We start from the raw sequence: 17,361 nt of genomic DNA, 5'->3' as shown, positions 1-17,361 counted from the left end.
GTGCCTGCCTTCTGCGATGTCGCGCTGCCGGTGCCGCTCGACCGGACATTCACTTATTCACTGCCTCATGCTGTGCCCACGGTCGGCGCGCGCGTCCTCGTGCCTTTTCGCAATGAGAAGATGGCGGGCATGGTCATGCGTGTGCATGACGATCCGCCGCCGGTCGAAGCCAAGCCGGTGCTTGCGATTCTGGATGAAGAGCCGCTTCTCTCCGCGCAATTGACCGCGCTGGCCGAGTGGATCGCGCAGTATTACATCGCGCCCATCGGCGAAGTGATGCGGTCGATGTTGCCGCTGATGGCGGAGGTAAAGAAGCAGGTTCTCTACCGCATCACCGAGCAGGGCAGGGAGGCCCTGTACGAAGGCGCAGAGCAGGGATCTTCGCGACGCTCACGGCGGACGCCCGAAGAGCAGGACGCCGAATACAAGGCGCTGAACTATCTCGAGCATGGCGAGCCGGTGAAGGCCGCGACTTTGCGCTCGGCAACCGGTGTCACGCGTGAGCTGATCGACGGCATGCTGCGCAAGAAGTGGATCGCACGCGAGACCAGCGCAGAGCAGCGCGATGCGCGCAGGCTGGTGCGTTATGCCGTGCTGATTCCTGACACGCGCCTGCCTAAGCTGAACGAAAACCAGCAGTCGATTCTCGCCGAACTTGCAGGAGCAGGCGGCGAGCTGCCGGTCGTGGAGCTGAAGCGCCTCGAAGTTCCGGCGTCTACCCTTGCAACACTCGTGAAGCGTGAACTGGTCAGGATTGAAGAGCGTGCCGCGGATTTTCATCTGTCAGCTCTTGCAGGCATGCATCGTACTGGCTTCACGCTGAACGATGCGCAGCAGGCTGCGCTTGACACGATTACGGCGGCGGTCGAGACGAACGAGTTCCGTCCGCATCTGCTGCACGGCGTGACGGGATCAGGCAAAACGGCGGTGTATCTCGCCGCCATGCAGAAGGCACTCGATCACGGCAAGTCGGCAATTCTTCTTGTACCGGAGATCGGTCTCACACCGGCAATGGCAGCGCAGCTGCATCATGCATTCGGCTCTGAGGTTGCCCTGCTGCACTCTGCGCTTACGCCGGAAGAGCGCTCCGAGCAGTGGCACCGCATCCGCAAAGGTGATGCGCGGGTCGTGGTGGGAACGCGCTCGGCCGTCTTCGCTCCGGTAGAAAACCTGGGACTGATCATTGTCGATGAAGAGCATGATTCGAGTTACAAGCAGGAGTCGACGCCGCGCTACCATGCCCGCGATACGGCGGTGATGCGGGCCAAGCTGGCGAATGCGACTGTGGTATTGGGTTCCGCTACGCCTTCGCTTGAATCGTGGCATAACGCTACGCAGGGCAGATATGCGCGCATCGAGATGCATGAGCGGGTAAACCGGCGTCCGCTTCCGAAGGTTGAACTGGTCGACATGCGGCAGGAGTTCCAGGAGACAGGCCAGGAGCATCTCTTCTCCCGAGCCCTGATTGAGCGGACGCAGGCCACGCTCGAGCGCGGCGAGCAGGCGATCATCCTGCTGAACCGCCGCGGCTATTCTTTCGTGGTGATGTGCCGCTCCTGCGGAGAAAAGCTGCAATGCGAGAACTGCTCGATCTCGCTGACCTATCACAAGCCGGTCACCAGCGAAGACGGTCATGCGCAGGTGGGGCAGCGGCTGGAATGCCACTATTGTGGTTACAAAAGGACGGTGCCGCAGCGCTGCCCCAAGTGCGAGAGCGAGCACCTCTACTATCTCGGCGCAGGATCGCAGCAGGGCGAAGAGCGCCTGCAGGAGCTGTTTCCCGGCGCGCGCATCGGCCGCATGGATCGAGACACGGTACGGGGCCGCTCCGACATGGAGCGCCTGCTGATGCGCCTGCATTCGGGGGAGATTAACCTGCTGGTTGGCACGCAGATGATCGCCAAGGGGCACGACATCCACGGCGTGACTATGGTCGGCGTGGTCGGTTGCGATCACGCGCTCGGCTTGCCGGACTTTCGCGCTGCCGAACGCGTCTTCCAGCTGCTGACCCAGGTTTCAGGGCGCGCAGGTCGCGGCGATCTGCCTGGCACCGTGCTTGTGCAGACTTACCACACCGACCACTACGCGGTTCAGTGCGCTGCGAAGCATGATTTTCACGCATTTGTAGAGCGCGAGATGAAGTACCGCAGGTGGATGCACTATCCGCCGTACGCAGTGCTGGCGAACCTGATCATCCAGAGCCCGCATCTTGAAGAAGCCGCCGGATGGTCGTCCACTCTGGGGCGCTGGTTTCAGTCGACGCAACTCGATGGAGTGCGTGTGCTGGGCCCGGCGACGGCTCCTCTATCACGGGTAAAGCGCATCTATCGCTTTCACCTGGTTCTGAAGGCCGAGAAGCGGCAGCAACTCGCGAGGGCATTGCGAATGGCGCTGGCTCATGCCGACGCGAAAGGGATTCCGCGAAGGAACCTGGTTGTCGATGTCGACGCCGTCAGCCTGATGTAGGCCCTGGAGCACAGGTGCAGGTCCCTCGCTTCGCTCGGCATGACAAACACAGGAACCGGCAAATCGCAGAAAGCAAGAAAGGCGCCCCGAAGGGCGCCTTTCGCTTGAGCGGTGCATTCCGGCTATGGAGCGCCTGAACCAACCGAGCGGCTTTGCGTCAGTCCATTGGTGCCGTTCGTGGTTGTTGTTGTCGTACCGGTCGTCGTGGTGGTTCCGGTGCCGGCATACTGTACGGTGGTGTGAACATCGACGATGTTGCCGCCAGTAAGAACGGTGGATTCGATCACGTCGGTGTCGGTCCGGATGACAGTAAGGTAGGGGCTCGACTGCGAGCTGACGTAAACCTTGCCGGTCGGGTAGTTGTAGGTCGAAGTGATCGACTGCGGGCTGGGTGTGTTGGTGCCGAGCTGAATCGTCTTCTGGTTGGTGTAGTTGGTCAGGTTGACGACCGATACTGTGCCATCGCCCTTGTTCGCGGTGTAGGCGCGGCTGCCGTCCTGCAGGACCGTAAGGGTTGCGGGGTTTGCGCCGACCGGGATGGTCGCCAGCACCTTGCCGAAGTTCGGTCCGTCATTGCCATAGACGTCGAGGTTCACGTCGATCACACTGACCGTGCTGTTGTCGTAGTTTGCAACCACCAGCAATCCACCGTTGGTATAGAGCGAGGCGAAGACCGGTCCCGCGCCGCAGGCGGTCGTTGCGCTTTTGGGGTCGCACAGGTTGATGATCCCGACGCCATGCAGGCTGGACGCTGCCTGGGCCGTGTTGTCGAGCTGGTTCAACTGGCTGTTGATGACCGTGATCGTGCCGCTGGTTCTGTTCAGGACGAAGGTGCGCTTGCCGTCGGAAGAGGTGCGGGCATAGACCGGGCAGACACCCAGGGGAATCTTTGCGGAGATGTTGTTGGTGGCTACCTCGATTGCGTCAGCTTCACCCGGCACGCTCACGCTGCTGGGGGCCGAGCAGGAGCCCCAGGCAAGGTTGCCGCCAGTGCCGCTGTTGCCCTGGCTGATGGAGTAGACGCGCTGTGAGGTTGGAATGCCAGTTACCGTGATCACGCTCGGGGCGACGAAGACTTCCTGCTTCAGCGCGGTCGGCGAGCCGGTCATCGCGGCAATGGCATTGCGGCCCTGTTCCACGATGTACTGGCCGTTGGTGATGGCGAGCGCGTTGATCGGCACCGGGGCAACGTCCGATCCGCCGGTGGCGATGGGCGTGTCGAGCAGGGTGCTGCTCAGCACGTTCTTCGTCTGGAGCGAGGTGCTTACCGGAATCGTGGAGAGAGTTCCGTCGCAGTTCTCGGTGTAGGCATTCGATCCGGTCGAGTCGAGCGCGAAGCCGACCGGGCCATTGCCGAGGTTGGCGGTCGCCATGACGCTGTCACCCGAGAAATCGACAATGGTGACGATGCCGTCGTCTGTATAGGTACCCGGTACACCGCCGGTGCCCGCCGGGCACGGAGGCGCGCTCTCAGGAAGCGAAGTTGGATCGAGGCCGGGTTGCGAGAGAACTACAACGTAACCGGTAGGCTGTGCGGGCGGACCGGTTGGCGTTACAGGATTGATAACGGGACGATACTGGCTTCCACAGCCAATGGTTCCTGCCAAAACCAGCAGCGCGCCGGCTGCCAGCCATTTCATGCTCTGCACTCGCAAATACCTCACTCCACAACCTGACGGGGAAATGCCTGGAGACTGCAAATCCTGATAAAAGATGATTGTAAATCACGGTGGGCGGAGTAGTTCCGCCGTGGGTGGGAAACATCGTCGCCCACCCAGTTTTAGACCATGGCTGGAGCATAATGACGCATTTGGAAAGAAATTTCGCAGGGCTGCGGTGGCAGTCGCAGGGCATTGTTCTGCTGATCCTGCCCCTGGCGGCGGTGTTTGCCTCGCTCGAAACGCTGGTGCGCTGGCCTATCGAGTCGCTACAGACTGCGCTGGCGCTCGGACTGGGGCTGTTTTTTGCCCTGCTTGTATGGTCGTTACGGGCGGCTACAGCGGGAGCCGCCGCGACTGGTGGTCTCTTCACCGCCTGCCTTTATTTCTGGACGCCCGGCCTGCACACGTTGCTCTGGCCACTGCTGACGCTTTTCCTGCTGACCTTTGCCGCCACCCGCTTTGGGCGCGGCCGCAAGGAGCAGATGGGGCTCGCCGAGGAGAAACACGGGCGCAATGCCGCGCAGGTGGTCGCAAACCTGGGAATCGCCGTCGCCGCCGGGATTCCGCTGAGCACGACTAAAGTACTGCTCGGGCTTCCTGCCGGCCGGTTTGCGCTCATGGCTTCAATCGCTGCCATGGCCGAGGCAACGGCAGATACGCTCTCTTCGGAGCTGGGCCAGGTTCTCGGGGGCACGCCACGTATGCTTACGACGATGCGGCAGGTTCCAGCCGGGACCGACGGAGCGATCAGCCTTAAGGGAACTCTGGCTGGATGCGCCGGAGCGCTTGTGATCGCCCTGCTCGGCGGCTCGATCTTTCAACTCACCCCGGTTGAGATCGCCCTGTGCTGCGGAGGCGGCATCTTCGGGCTGTTTTTCGACAGCCTGATCGGCGCCACGCTCGAGCGCGCCCAACTGCTGAACAACGATGCCGTGAACTTTCTCTCCACATTGGCGAGCGCCCTGGTGACCGCAGGAGGCGCGACGCTGCTCACGCGGTAAAAAACTTCTTTGGACTTGATTCACATTCCTGTAACATTGGAGTTTCCGGCTGCGGGCTCGTTTCTCCCCACTCTGCTGCCGAGTTTTTCTTCATGTGAGCAGGGAATTGGCGATCGTCGAACAAACAGTGACCGTGGATGGCGTGTCTCTCCATCTCCAGATTGCCGGTTCCGGTAGTCCCCTTATCCTGTTGCATGGTCTTATCGGCTCCGGCCAGAGCTGGCGGCAGAACATTGAGTTCCTCGCCGGCGGAGCCAGGGTCTATGCCGTCGATCTGTTCAACATGGGCAAGTCTGAGCGCGTCATCGGGCTCGATGCCAGCCTGCAGGCCACGGCGGATCGACTGATCATGCTGATGGACGAGCTCGGTCTCGACTCGGCGGACATTGCGGCCCACTCGCATGGCGGAGCCATTGCCATGATGCTTGCCGCCCGCCATCCAGACCGCGTGCGCAAGCTGATCCTTTTTGCGCCGGCCAATCCATTCTGCCGGGCGCGCTATCCCGTCATTCGCTTCTTCCAGACACGCTTCGGCCTATGGCTGGGGCGCCGTGTGCCGAAGCTTCCGCGCGCGATTCACGAAAAGGCCCTGGCCCGCATGTATGGAGATCCTTCGAAGGTGACCGAAGGAACGCTCGAGACCTACACCGAAGGCCTCGATATTCCGGGCACGATGGATCATGTCCTGGAAATCCTCGGCAGCTGGTTTGAGGACATGCGCCAGTTGAAGGTCGAGCTTTCGCGGCTGGCTCAGAAGCCTGCCCTGCTTATCTGGGGAGATCTGGACCGCGCGGTCAACCTTGCCTCCGGCCAAAGCCTGAGCAGCGTGCTCACACGCTCGGAGTTGCTGGTATTGCCGGGAGCCGGCCATCTTCCATTTGAAGAGATGCCCGAGGTCTGCAACCTCGCGATGCGCGAGTGGCTGGCTGCACCCGCGCACTGATTATTTCCGCAGGGCGCGGAAGAGCCGCGCCATCGCTTCCAGGTCCAGTTCTTCGGCGCGCGCCATGGGCGCAACGCCTGCCGCTTCGAATGCCGGAGCCAATACATCCGCTGTAAGACCGGACGCTCGCAGATTCTTTGCGAGCGTTTTCCGTTTCTGTGCGAAAGACTCCTTCAGGAATGCAAAGAACGGTTCCGGTTCCACTGCAAGCTCGGTGAAGCGCGGCCGCATGGTCAGCCGCAGTACGGTCGAGTGCACCTCGGGCGGTGGCATGAAGGCGGTTGGAGGCAGTGTCAGGATGCGCTCCACGCGCGCATAGAGCTGCGAGGTGGCAGAGAGCATGCCGTAATCGCGCGTGCCGGGGTCGGCGGCGATACGGTCGGCCACTTCGCGCTGCACCATGACAACAGCGCGGTCGATCATTTCATTGTCCGCGAAAAGCTTCAGCAGGATGTCTGACGTGATGTAGTAAGGCAGGTTGCCGACGACGCTGGCTTTCTCGCCGCCCTGGCGGAGCGCCATCAGGTCGGTCTTGAGAACATCGGCTTCGATGACCTCAACGGAAGGCTGTCCGGCAAACTGTTCGCGGAGGCGCGGAGCCAGCTCGCGGTCCAGTTCAATTGCCACCAGCCGCCGCGCACGGCGGGCGAGAATCTCTGTGATGGCGCCAGCGCCCGGGCCGATTTCGATGACGGTTTTTTCCGATAGGTCCCCGAGGGCGTCTGCAATCTTGTGGCAGGCGCTCATATCGACGAGGAAATTCTGCCCCAGTTTGGGTTTCTGCTTCAGTTGGAACTCCTTCGATGCGTTGCCGCTGGGTCGCCGCCAAGGTTAGACTCAGCATGGTTTCGCGACTCAGCATCCTTTCCTGCATCATAAAGACAACACCGGAGTCAGATCACTATGCACATTGTCTTCGCCGCGTCGGAATGTATCCCTTACGTTAAAACCGGAGGTCTCGCCGACGTGATTGGCGCGCTGCCGAAGGAGATCGCGGCACTCGGCCACCGCGTTACAGTGTATCTGCCCTACTATCGCCAGGTGCGCGAAAAGGCCCCGGAGAAAAAGCCGGTCATCCGCAGCATTACGATTCCATTTGAGTACTACAACCGCTTCGTCACCATTCTCGATGGCGGCCTGCACGAGGGTGTGCAGATCTGCTTCGTGGATTGTCCCGAGCTCTTTGACCGGGAATCGCTGTACGCAACGCCGACCGGCGACTATCTCGACAACTGGGAGCGATTCGGGCTCTTCGGCCGTGCTGTGCTCGAAGCAACGAAACAGCTCGGCGTGCCGGACATCTTCCACGTGCATGACTGGCAGGCGGCGATGATCCCGGTATACCTGCGTACGACCTATTACTTTGACCCTGCGCTGCGCAATGCGGGATGCGTTCTGACCATCCATAATGCGGGGTACCAGGGATGGTTTCCGCCGCAGACGATCGAGCGCCTGCTCCTTCCGTGGGACATTTTCACCATGGACAAGGTGGAGCAGTATGACACCTTCAATTATCTGAAGGGCGGCATCGTCTACTCCGATGCCATCACCACGGTAAGCCGCAGGTATGCAGAAGAGATCACGACACCTGAGTTCGGCAATGGGCTGGATTCGGTGCTTCGCAGCCGGGGCGCAGACCTGCACGGCATTCTCAATGGCGTGGATTACACCCTGTGGAATCCGGAGACCGATCACAACATCGCGGCGCACTACACTCCGAAGAAGCTGGCAGGCAAGCTTGAATGCCGCCGCGACCTGCTGCACGCCTTCGGTGCTTCGCAGGTTGCGGACGAAACGCCGGTACTGGGCATCGTGTCGCGCTTCGCGACTCAGAAGGGCTTCGACCTGATCGCCCAGATTGCCAACCGCCTGCTCAACGAAGATGTCTTCCTCGTCGCGCTGGGCACGGGAGAGCCTTATTACGAAGGATTGTTCCGTTCGCTGCATGAGCAGTATTCGGGACGCATTTCCGTCCGCATCGGCTACGACGATGCCCTGGCGCACAAGGTCGAAGCGGGTTCGGATATCTTCCTGATGCCGTCACGCTATGAGCCCTGCGGCCTGAACCAGATCTACAGCCTGAAGTACGGTACGGTGCCTGTGGTCCATGCCACGGGTGGTCTCGATGACACGGTCGAAGAGTGGAACGGCGAAGAGAAGACAGGAACAGGCTTCAAGTTCCACGACCAGAACGCCGACAGTTTTCTGGCCGCAATACATCGCGCGGCCGACCTCTTCCGGGACGACAAAAATGCCTGGACCACGCTGATGCGCAATGGCATGGGCAAGGACTTTTCCTGGAAAGAGCCTGCCCGGCAGTACGCCGCGCTCTATGAGGAAGTGGCCCGCCGCCGCAGTTAGGTTCGCTAAGGTGAGGATATAGAGACTTGTCATCCCTCATTTCGTGAGGGATGACAACATGTTTCTAAGGGTGGGTCGGGAAGATCATCATGTTGCCCACTTCCTGCGGGTGGGCAATGTGAGTGATGTGCGGCGTGATCACGATCAGCAGGTTGCTGACATCGTTTTCACTTTGTTGGTTCGTCGTCGACTGGAAACCGGGCAGCTCGCTCAACCCTGGCAGCCCGTTTACGGCCGCGGACTGCGACTTGCTCATCGCGCTTACTACCATCGCGCTGGCTCCGTTTTTGAGCGTGGTGATGGCGGTGTATTGCTGGTTTGTGAGCACAGGAATGTCGTTGATCTCGGTGCCTTGCAGCGCTGTGATTTTTAGGTCGATGTTCAGGGTTACATCCTGATTCCGCTCGATGTATGGCTTTACCTTCAGCGTCAATCCAAGATCCTGATACTGCACCTGGGGAATCGTCTCGTTGGTGCTGGCGAGCGCGGCGGAGCTGATGCCCAACGATGCCAGGCTGCTTGAAATGCCCGCGGTGGAAAGTCCGGGAATGCTCACCGATGATCCGGAAAGACTGGAATAGCTCGAGGTTTCGATCGGGTAGCGGGTGCCGCTGCGGATGGTCGCTTCGTCCTGATTCTCGACGTTGACCTTGATGTCGTCCAGGGCGCGCGTATCACTCGAGTTCAATGCGAGGTTGCCCGTGATGGAGCCGATGCCGAGGCCGCTCAGCGTATCGCCGCCACCGAAGAGGGCGAAGGGCGTATTGAATACGGTGCCGGTCAATGCGCCGGAGGCGATGAGAATTGCAGCAATGGCTGTGTCGTCGCCTGCGCTGGCCAGTCCACTCGAAATGATCTCCTGCACGAGGCTCTGGTTGCTGGAGAGTACACTGTTCAACTCAGTCGGAACATTGAACACCGTCGTTTGCGACGGAGGCTGGATACCGATGTTCAGAGTGCGGGTCTTTGCGAGACTGTAAAGCTTCACGTCCAGCTGAACCTGGCTATGCCCGGAGAGCAGGTCTTTTAACGTCAGGTTCAGCGCCCTCATACGGTCTTCCGGGGCACGTACCAGCAGGGAAGAGCCGCTCACCGAAACCACGGCCTGCGTGGCATCGAAGAGATTCTTTGCCAGGTTGCTGACATCGGTCATTTCGGCCGGGGTCAGGCCCGGCAGATAGACGGTTTCGTACACCAGCCGCTGGAAATGCTCGCGATTGTCCTTGGTGTCTTCTGCCACCAGCACCCGGCTGGGGTCGAGCGGCACGATGAAGGTGTTGGTTACCAGCTTTAGCATCTTCGCTGCCTGGCTGTAGTCGACGTCGTCGGCATCGAAACGCACGGACTGGTTGTGTACCGAGCTGTCGATCGAAACCGAGAGGCCGTAGCTGGTCAGAACGCGGCGGATAAGATCCTGCGAGCCGGTATGCAGGTGGAAGCTTTGCGTACGCTTAGCGGGCGCAAGCTGGATGGCGGAGGCGGCCATCTCCGGCCCGGGGTAGAGTTTTTCCGTATCGATGTCGTTGTCGTGAGCCAGCTCATCGAGGTGTTGCGTGACGATCGTGTTCTTCGGATCGAGCTGATAGGCAAGCAGCAGGTCGGCGCGCGCTTTCTCTGACTGGCCGAGGATGCGCTCTTTTTCCGCCGATTGGACCAGTTCCGACGCCCTGTGCTGGCGTGCAATTCCGACAAGGGCCCGATAGCGGTCGTTATCCGGCACCAGCGCGGAGGCCTTCTCGAAGTAGCTCTCTGCATCGCCGGGATTATGATCCTCGAGGGCCTTTACACCCTTCAAATAAAGCTTCTCGCCCTTGCTGCGGTCGCGCTCCGAAATTGGTTTGGCGGGTTTTGCCGTGGCAGCGGCCGGGCCCTGCGTGGATTGCTCCTGGGCAAGGCATGGCCCTGCCGCCAGGATGACGGCGAGAGCTGCGGCGACACTGGTTCGGACGTTCATGGCAGCGGCTAGGCGCTCCTCGCGGCCAGCAGATCGGCGAGCGTGGTGGCGCAGACCTCGGGTTCGTGCTCCATCAGCTGATCGAAGGTGTAGTTGCCGGTGGCGACGGCGATGGTGGGCAGGCCGTTTGCCCGCGCGGCGGAGATATCCGCGGGAGTGTCGCCCACGACGCAGACGCTTGCACCAGGACTGGACTGTTGCCGTGCCTGCTCGATGGCGTGCGCGATCATGTCTGACCGGAGGATGTAGTCGTCACTGAATCCGCCAAAGGTAAACCAGTTGCGAATTCCCAGCACCTCAAGCTTGAGCCAGCCAATGGATTCAAGATTGCCCGTGGCGACGCCCAGTGCGGCGCCCTTCTGCTGGAGGTAATCAAGCGTCTCGTCGACAGCCGGCATCTTCACCAGCTGCATCCGGTCGCGCTGCGCTTCGACTTCGTTGCGCATGGCCTTGAGCACTGCCTCAAGCTGAGGCTGCCATTGCCGCTCATCGAGCCTGGCCAGGCGGAAGGCTTCGCAGAGGATGCCGGGGTCGGTGTTGCCATGCAGAACCACGCCATCGAGATTAAGTTCGTGGCCCATCACGCTGCGCACGCTCGAAGCGAAGGAGTTGTAGTGGATGCGATCGCGGCTGCGCAACAGCGTGCCGTCAATGTCGAAGAGGTAGGCATCCTGCGCGTCCCACACGAAGCCATCGCGCTCGAAAACGCGACGGCTCGGGGTGGCGGCTGCCGTCTGATTCTGTAAATTCTGGGTGCTCACTCGTCCTTTTGCCTTGTACTTAGAGTAAAGCAAGGCCGAGCCACGCACGAAGAAGCTGGCTTAGCGGACCGTTTGCTTAACCGCAAATACAGGACGTTCGCTGCGGGGCGGACGCTTGAGCCCGACGCGAATTTGTGCGAAATCGATCTCGAGCTCGGCAATGGTGCGGCTCAATGTGTTGCGGTGCATGCCAAGCTCCTTGGCAGCCTTGCACTGGTTTCCCCGGTGATGCGAAAGGACTTCGATCAGGAATCGCTTTTTGAACTCGCGAACGGCCTCTTCGTAGGTAATTCCCCCGTCATGCATCTTTGTTACCAGTTCATCCAGTTCACGTTTCAAAGAAATTCCTCTTTCTGTGCGCGGGGTTGTTGACCCGCGTCGATAAATTCCAAATCTTCCAGCCGGCGAATTGTTAGAACGACCGCCGGTTCATCCAGTCCAACTGCGTCTCCCGCAGGGTAGTTACGCCCTGCCGGATGCGCTGACCCAGCTCAACCGGCGTCGCAATCGAAGCCTGATGTGCTGCGTCCAAAAAATACGGAACCAGCCGCGATTGCTGAAACCATGTGGCCTTCGGTAAAAAGGCCGCCACTGCCAGCACTGCCACCACGACCAGAACACAACCCTTCACGAAGCCGAATGCCGCACCGATCAGCCTGTCTGCCCAGCCCAGTCCGATCGAATGCACCGACCAGCGGATGATCCGTCCTGCAAGTCCGGCGAGGATCATCACTCCCAGCGCAATCGCGAGGAAAGAAATCGCCTCGGCGACCTGCCAGGTGTGAATCCAGCGCGAAACCCACGGCATCAGCCGTTGATAGTTCCAACTGGCCAGCAGCAAGCCGGCAACCACGCCGGCAAGCGAAAAGACTTCGAGAAAAAAACCCTTTTTGGCCGCCGACAAGACTGAGACAACGAGAACGACAACGATCAGCCAATCGATAACGGCCATCGATACCCTAGAGCGAAAGAGACTTGCCCGTCAGCAGACGGTAAGCCTCGAGATACTTCTGCTGTGTGCGCGAGGAGACCTCATCCGGAAGTCCCGGCGCTGGGGCCTGTTTGTTCCAGTGAATGCTTTCCAGGTAATCACGAACGAACTGCTTGTCAAAGGATGGCTGCGCGCCGCCGGGCGCGTATTGATCCTTCGGCCAGAACCGAGACGAGTCCGGGGTAAGAACTTCATCGGCCAGAATGATGCCTTCTGATGTGGTGCCGAACTCAAACTTTGTATCAGCCAGAATCAGCCCGCGCTCTTCGGCATAAGCGGAGGCTTGATTGTAGATATCCAGTGTAAGGCTGCGCAGCTTCTCCGCGCTCGGTGCACCAACACGTGCAACCATCTCGTCGAAAGAGATGTTGATGTCATGCTCGCCATCGAGGCTTTTGGTGGCGGGTGTGAAAATCGGCTCAGGCAGCTTGTCCGACTCGCGGAGTCCGGCAGGCAGAGGAATGCCGCAGACCTTGCCCGTGCCCTGATATTCCTTCCAGCCGGAGCCCGAGAGGTAACCGCGGGCGACGCACTCCACCGGAAACATCTGCGCGCGCTTCACCAGCATGGATCGGCCTTCGAGTTGATCGCGGTCGTCCTGCAACTCGGCGGGAAACTTGTTCACATCCGCGGTGATCAGGTGATTTGGAACGATGTTCTTTAGGAAGTCGAACCAGAAAAGCGAAAGCTGCGTGAGCACCTTGCCTTTGCCCGGAATTCCGGTAGCAAGCACGTGATCGAAAGCGGAGATGCGATCGGTTGCTACCAGCAGAAGAAATTCACCGACGTTGTAGAGGTCACGAACTTTGCCGCGAGCGTGCAGGGCTAGGTGGCTTAGGTCGGTTTCGATGAGAGCTGGCAAAAGGGGGCCTTCCTGGAGAATCAATCTGAATTTCGATTCTCAGGTTCCCGGGATGCTTTGTCAACGCGTGGTAAACACAGCATTCACGCGGTGTGACGCGTGCCTGTCACGACCGGCGTTCGCCGTCAAGAGGCAAAGTAAGGTCACTGGAATGCAAAATAAAAGCTACATTCGATTACTATCGTGACCATTGACTTTGCGGTGAAGTGGAAGCCGCTCACGCCGTAGCGCGCCGCGCCTCTCCCGTACGGTCCTGGCCGCCTAGCTTCACGCTGACGATCTTCGAAACGCCCGGTTCCTGCATGGTGACGCCATAGATGAGATCGGCGTTCGTCATCATGCGCTTGGAGTGCGTGACGATGAGGAACTGTGTATCGATCGCCATGCTGCGCAGCATATCGGCGAGTCTTCCCACGTTGGTTTCGTCGAGCGGAGCGTCGACTTCGTCGAGCACGCAGAACGGACTCGGCTGGTATTGGAAGATGCCCATCAGCAGTGACAGCGCGGTCAGAGCCTTCTCGCCGCCCGACAGCAGCAGCACGTTCTGCAGCTTCTTGCCCGGCGGCTGCGAAACGATATCGATACCGCTGTCGTTCGAGTTCTCCGCGTCGGTGAGCCGCATGAAGGCCTGTCCACCGTTAAAGAGCCGTGAAAAGGTCGCGCTGAAGTTCTCGTTGATGCGCGCAAATGCCTCGTCGAACTTGGTGCGCGAGATCTGATCGATTTCGCGGATGGTCGCCTGCGTGTTTTCGATGGATTCCAGCAGGTCCTTGCGCTGTCCTTCGAGGAACTGGTGACGCTGCTCGGTTTCCTTGTACTCTTCGAGCGCCATCATGTTCACAGGGCCCATTGCCTCGAGCTTCTGCTTCAGGCCGCGGCATGCTTCGTCTTCTTCCGTAAGTGCGTCGCCTTCGAGGCGGGGCAGTTCGGTCTCTTCGCGCAGAACGGACGCCTCGGTGCCAAGATCGTTGACGCAGGTTTCTTCAAGGTGCGCGATCTCCGCGGTTAGCGTAGCGGAACGGGTGCTGCGCGCGCTGCGAGTCTCACGCAGGCTGTTGGCCTGGGCGCGCATTGCCTTGAGTTGATGATCGATCTCGGCGATCTGCGTGCGCAGTTCGCTGGCTTCCTGGGTAAGCTGTGCCACCTCGGCGAGTGCCTGGGAACGTGTTTCAGCAAGCTGCTCGCGGCTGACCGCAAGCTGCTCGTTCTCCCTTACGCGCTGTTCCTGCTCGGCCTCGGCGGAGGTGATCTGCTGTTCTACCTGCGCCACGCGCTGGGTAAGGTCAGCGAACATTCTGTCGATGCGGGCAAAGGTCGCTTCGGCTCCCCGGCGGCGTTCTTCAAGGCCAGCCAGCTCGGCCGAAACCTGGGCGGCCTGCTGCTGTGCCTCTTCGCGCGAGGCGCGCATCTGTTCCACGTCGCGCTGCAGTTCCTGGATTCCCGCTTCCGCCGACTGGTGCTGCTCCTCGACGCGTTGTGCTTCGTCGCGCTTCTGCTCGATGAAGTTCTGCTTCGTCTCGCGTGCATCCTTGTTGCGCTCGTTCTGCAGAACCCAGTCCTGCAGGCGGCGCTCCAGGCGCTGCACTTCGGAATCCATCTGGCGCAGGGCTGCGCTCTGGTTCGCGCTTTCGCGCTCAGCGGCGCGACGTTCTTCGCCCATCGCGTCGAGCTGACGCGTGAGTTCGGTAAGGTGTTTGGCCAACGCGGCCGTATTGAATTCGTTCTGGCCGAGATCGGTCTCCACGGCTTCGAGCTTCTGCTGCACCTCGCGCAGTTCGCGCTTGATGGCCAGCGGGCCTTCTTTGCGCGGCTTGCCGCCGGTCACGGTGACGTTGTGGAAGCATTCGCCGCTCGGCGAAAGGAAGAACGCGTTGGGGTTTTCAAGCGCCAGTGACCGGGCCGTGTCTTCGTCCGGCGTGACATAGCCATCACGCAGCTTGGGCAGAATGACTTCGAGCGAGCTGCCGAAACCATCGAGCACTCGGATGCATTCCTTCAGGCGCACAACGCCCTGCTGCTGCTGGTAGCCGGTCCTTGTCTGGTCGGCAGCGAAAGAAAATTTGGCCTGCGAGTCGTCCGGATGTACGAGAAAGGTGGCGCGGCCATCGACGTCAGTCTTAAGCAGGTGCATGCCTGCGTGGGCAGCATCCCAGCTCTTCACCACAATGTAGTTCAGCTCGTCGCGGAGGAATTCGTCGACTACGCTCTCGTACTGGTCATTAACTTCCAGAAAATCCGCCAGCGTGCCGACGGGCTTCATGCCGCCTTCGAGAGCATTGGAGCGGAAGAGTTTGCGAACCGTTTCCGTCGAGTAGCTGTGTTCGCGGATGAGTGCTTCCAGCGAATTGCGGCGGCCGGTCAGCGTTGCGCGCTCAGCGCGCAGCTGGTCGCCGCGGCGTTTCGTCTCGGCTTCTTCGTTGCGCTTGGCGCTGATTTCACCGCGAACGACCGCGATTTCGGATTCGAGCCGCTTCAGTGTTTCGGTGATCGACTCGAAGTTCATCGAGACCTGTCCGCGCTCAGCGCCGAGGGTTTCAAGATCGCCCTTCGCCGATTTCATTTCTGTCGCCAGTCGATCCGCCTCGCGCTCAAGCGCTGCAAGCGATTCCTCGCCTTGCGTGGCCTGGTTGCGGATCTGGCCGAGCTGCGACAGCAGCTGCATGGCCTGGCGGCGGCCCGCCTCGGCGCGCTGCTCGGCGGCAGCAACAGCCGAAGCGGTTTCGCGGGCCTGCTGCTGGCGCGTCTGCGCCTGCTGGCGGAACTCCGCTGCTTCCGATGCGGCTGTTTCGAGGAATGCGCGATGCGAGTCGCGTTCGGATGTCAGGTTGGCCAGATTCTGCTTCGCCTGCTCGAGCTCTGCATGGCCGGCGGCGCGACGTGCTTCAAGCTCTGCAATGCGCTCCTGGTTGCTCTGCTCACGGGTGGTCGCGCGTTCCAGCTCGACTGCGCTCTGGTTGGCGCGGGTCTGTGCCTGCTTGGCGTTTGAGTCTAGCTCATAACCGCGTGCAGTGCCTGCAGCGAACTCGGCGTCCATCTGCTCGATCTGAGCGCTGTGCTCATCCACCTGGGTCGTCAGCGAGGCGATGTCGGCGTTTACGGCAGTCTGCTCCGCGTCCATCTGCGAAATGCGGCTGGCCAGCACAATGCGCAGGCGCGCACGCAGTTCGTCACGAATGGCTCCGTAGCGCTCAGCCTTTGCAGCCTGGCGCTTCAGCGAACCCATCTGCCGGGTCACTTCTTCGAAGATGTCGTTGATGCGCGAAAGGTTCTGCTTGGATTGCTCGAGGCGCAGTTCGGCGAGACGCTTCTTCGTCTTGAAGCGGGTAATGCCGGCGGCCTCCTCGATGATCGAACGGCGATCGTGGGGCTTCGAGCTGAGCAGCTGACCGATTCGCTCCTGCCCGATGATCGCGTAAGACTCCGGTCCAAGGCCGGTGCCCATGAAAATGTCCTGGATATCGCGCAGGCGGCAGAGCTTGCCGTTCAGCAGATACTCGCTCTCGCCGGTGCGGAACAGCCTGCGTGTGACGACGATTTCGCCGTGCTGCGGCGTCTTCTGGAACTTGCGGCGGCGGATCTTCAACACGACCGGATTGCCGTTTTCACTGGCAGCGGCCGCATTCTCGCCTTCTTCGCCTGCGGCGGGAGCGGCGCCCGCTGCATCCTCGTCGACCACCGGGCCGGGCTGCGCCTCGGCGATGATCTCCTCGACTTCGGCTGCTCGATCGGCGCGCAGCTTCGCTTCGTCCCAATCCTCCGGCAGCTCGTCGGTGACCTCAATCTCCGGTTCGGCCAGCAGGGGACCCCCGTAGGCATCGGGATCAATCAGCGTGATCGAAACCTCGGCCATGCCCAGCTGCTTACGGTCACGCGTACCGGCGAAGATGACGTCTTCCATCTTGCCGCCGCGCAGGGTCTTTGCGCTCTGCTCGCCCAGCACCCAGCTCACGCCGTCCAGGATGTTCGACTTTCCGCAACCGTTGGGACCCACGACAATGGCGATGCCGTTGCCAGGTAACGCAACTTCGGTTCGGTCACAGAATGACTTGAAGCCTAGAATCTGAATCTTTTTCAGCTTCAGCATGGGGGTTCTCCTTACAGCGGCAGGGCGAAACGAGTGCGCGAAACCGTGCCGGAGCGGTGTCGCAATAGAAAAACTCTAGCTTTGGCCAGGGGCAGGGTCAACATATTGACCCCAACATCTTGTGGATAAGGCGTCCCTAACTCAACTATTGGGCCGGAGCAGGAGAAAGGGACCGGTTCTGAGACACACATCTGCACATTCACAGGTGCAAACCCGGCGTAGGACAGGTCGAACGCTGCCATGGGAATGTCGTCGTGGGAACCGCCACATTCAGGCT

12 protein-coding genes are annotated in these 17,361 nt (G+C 60.5%); 4 read left to right on the top strand and 8 right to left on the bottom strand.

All coding sequences use genetic code 11. From position 1 onward, the window contains the following. Positions 1-2,466 (top strand): primosomal protein N', encoded by a 2,466-nt coding sequence (gene priA, locus LJD29_RS02820; RefSeq protein ID WP_446744239.1) that lies wholly within the window; start codon positions 1-3, stop codon positions 2,464-2,466. A 122-nt stretch (positions 2,467-2,588) separates the two neighbouring features. Here priA and LJD29_RS02815 read toward each other — a convergent pair whose 3' ends face one another. Continuing rightward, the gene (locus tag LJD29_RS02815; protein ID WP_446744238.1) at positions 2,589-4,106 is read right to left on the bottom strand and encodes a YncE family protein; all 1,518 of its coding nucleotides are present in this window, start codon (positions 4,104-4,106) and stop codon (positions 2,589-2,591) included. 161 nt (positions 4,107-4,267) lie between these two features. Between LJD29_RS02815 and LJD29_RS02810 the strand changes: the two genes are divergently transcribed. Then, complete coding sequence (locus LJD29_RS02810; protein WP_446744237.1) at positions 4,268-5,128, top strand: DUF92 domain-containing protein; 861 nt, start codon at positions 4,268-4,270, stop codon at positions 5,126-5,128. A gap of 106 nt (positions 5,129-5,234) precedes the next feature. Beyond that, a complete protein-coding gene (locus LJD29_RS02805; RefSeq protein ID WP_446744236.1) occupies positions 5,235-6,071 on the top strand; it encodes an alpha/beta fold hydrolase in 837 nt (278 codons plus the stop codon). Here the strand turns inward: LJD29_RS02805 and rsmA are convergent, their stop codons facing one another. After that, the gene (rsmA, locus tag LJD29_RS02800) at positions 6,072-6,860 is read right to left on the bottom strand and encodes a 16S rRNA (adenine(1518)-N(6)/adenine(1519)-N(6))-dimethyltransferase RsmA (protein ID WP_446745868.1); all 789 of its coding nucleotides are present in this window, start codon (positions 6,858-6,860) and stop codon (positions 6,072-6,074) included. A 114-nt stretch (positions 6,861-6,974) separates the two neighbouring features. Between rsmA and glgA the strand changes: the two genes are divergently transcribed. Further along, positions 6,975-8,432 (top strand): glycogen synthase GlgA, encoded by a 1,458-nt coding sequence (gene glgA, locus LJD29_RS02795; RefSeq protein ID WP_446744235.1) that lies wholly within the window; start codon positions 6,975-6,977, stop codon positions 8,430-8,432. Between the two features lie 64 nt (positions 8,433-8,496). Here glgA and LJD29_RS02790 read toward each other — a convergent pair whose 3' ends face one another. From LJD29_RS02790 to smc, 6 genes are all read right to left on the bottom strand, one after another. Continuing rightward, positions 8,497-10,386 carry a secretin GspD/PilQ domain-containing protein gene (locus LJD29_RS02790; protein WP_446744234.1) on the bottom strand — a complete coding sequence of 630 codons (1,890 nt, stop codon included), beginning with the start codon at positions 10,384-10,386 and terminating at the stop codon, positions 8,497-8,499. 8 nt (positions 10,387-10,394) lie between these two features. After that, complete coding sequence (locus LJD29_RS02785) at positions 10,395-11,147, bottom strand: HAD family hydrolase (RefSeq protein ID WP_446744233.1); 753 nt, start codon at positions 11,145-11,147, stop codon at positions 10,395-10,397. Positions 11,148-11,207: 60 nt separating this feature from the next. Beyond that, positions 11,208-11,486 carry a helix-turn-helix domain-containing protein gene (locus tag LJD29_RS02780; protein ID WP_446744232.1) on the bottom strand — a complete coding sequence of 93 codons (279 nt, stop codon included), beginning with the start codon at positions 11,484-11,486 and terminating at the stop codon, positions 11,208-11,210. Between the two features lie 73 nt (positions 11,487-11,559). Next, positions 11,560-12,099 carry a CvpA family protein gene (locus LJD29_RS02775; RefSeq protein WP_446744231.1) on the bottom strand — a complete coding sequence of 180 codons (540 nt, stop codon included), beginning with the start codon at positions 12,097-12,099 and terminating at the stop codon, positions 11,560-11,562. A 7-nt stretch (positions 12,100-12,106) separates the two neighbouring features. Continuing rightward, positions 12,107-13,000: a phosphoribosylaminoimidazolesuccinocarboxamide synthase gene (locus LJD29_RS02770; protein ID WP_446744230.1), complete on the bottom strand. Its 894-nt coding sequence runs from the start codon at positions 12,998-13,000 to the stop codon at positions 12,107-12,109. A gap of 217 nt (positions 13,001-13,217) precedes the next feature. Further along, entirely contained in the window at positions 13,218-17,084 is a 3,867-nt protein-coding gene (smc, locus tag LJD29_RS02765; RefSeq protein WP_446744229.1) for a chromosome segregation protein SMC, read from the bottom strand. Positions 17,085-17,361: the final 277 nt, after the last annotated feature.

The sequence above is a fragment of the Silvibacterium acidisoli genome (assembly GCA_022870745.1).
Classification (GTDB): Bacteria; Acidobacteriota; Terriglobia; order Terriglobales; family Acidobacteriaceae; genus Silvibacterium.
Note: the sequence above shows the minus strand (reverse complement) of the source record. Positions and strands in the feature narration are given on the sequence as shown.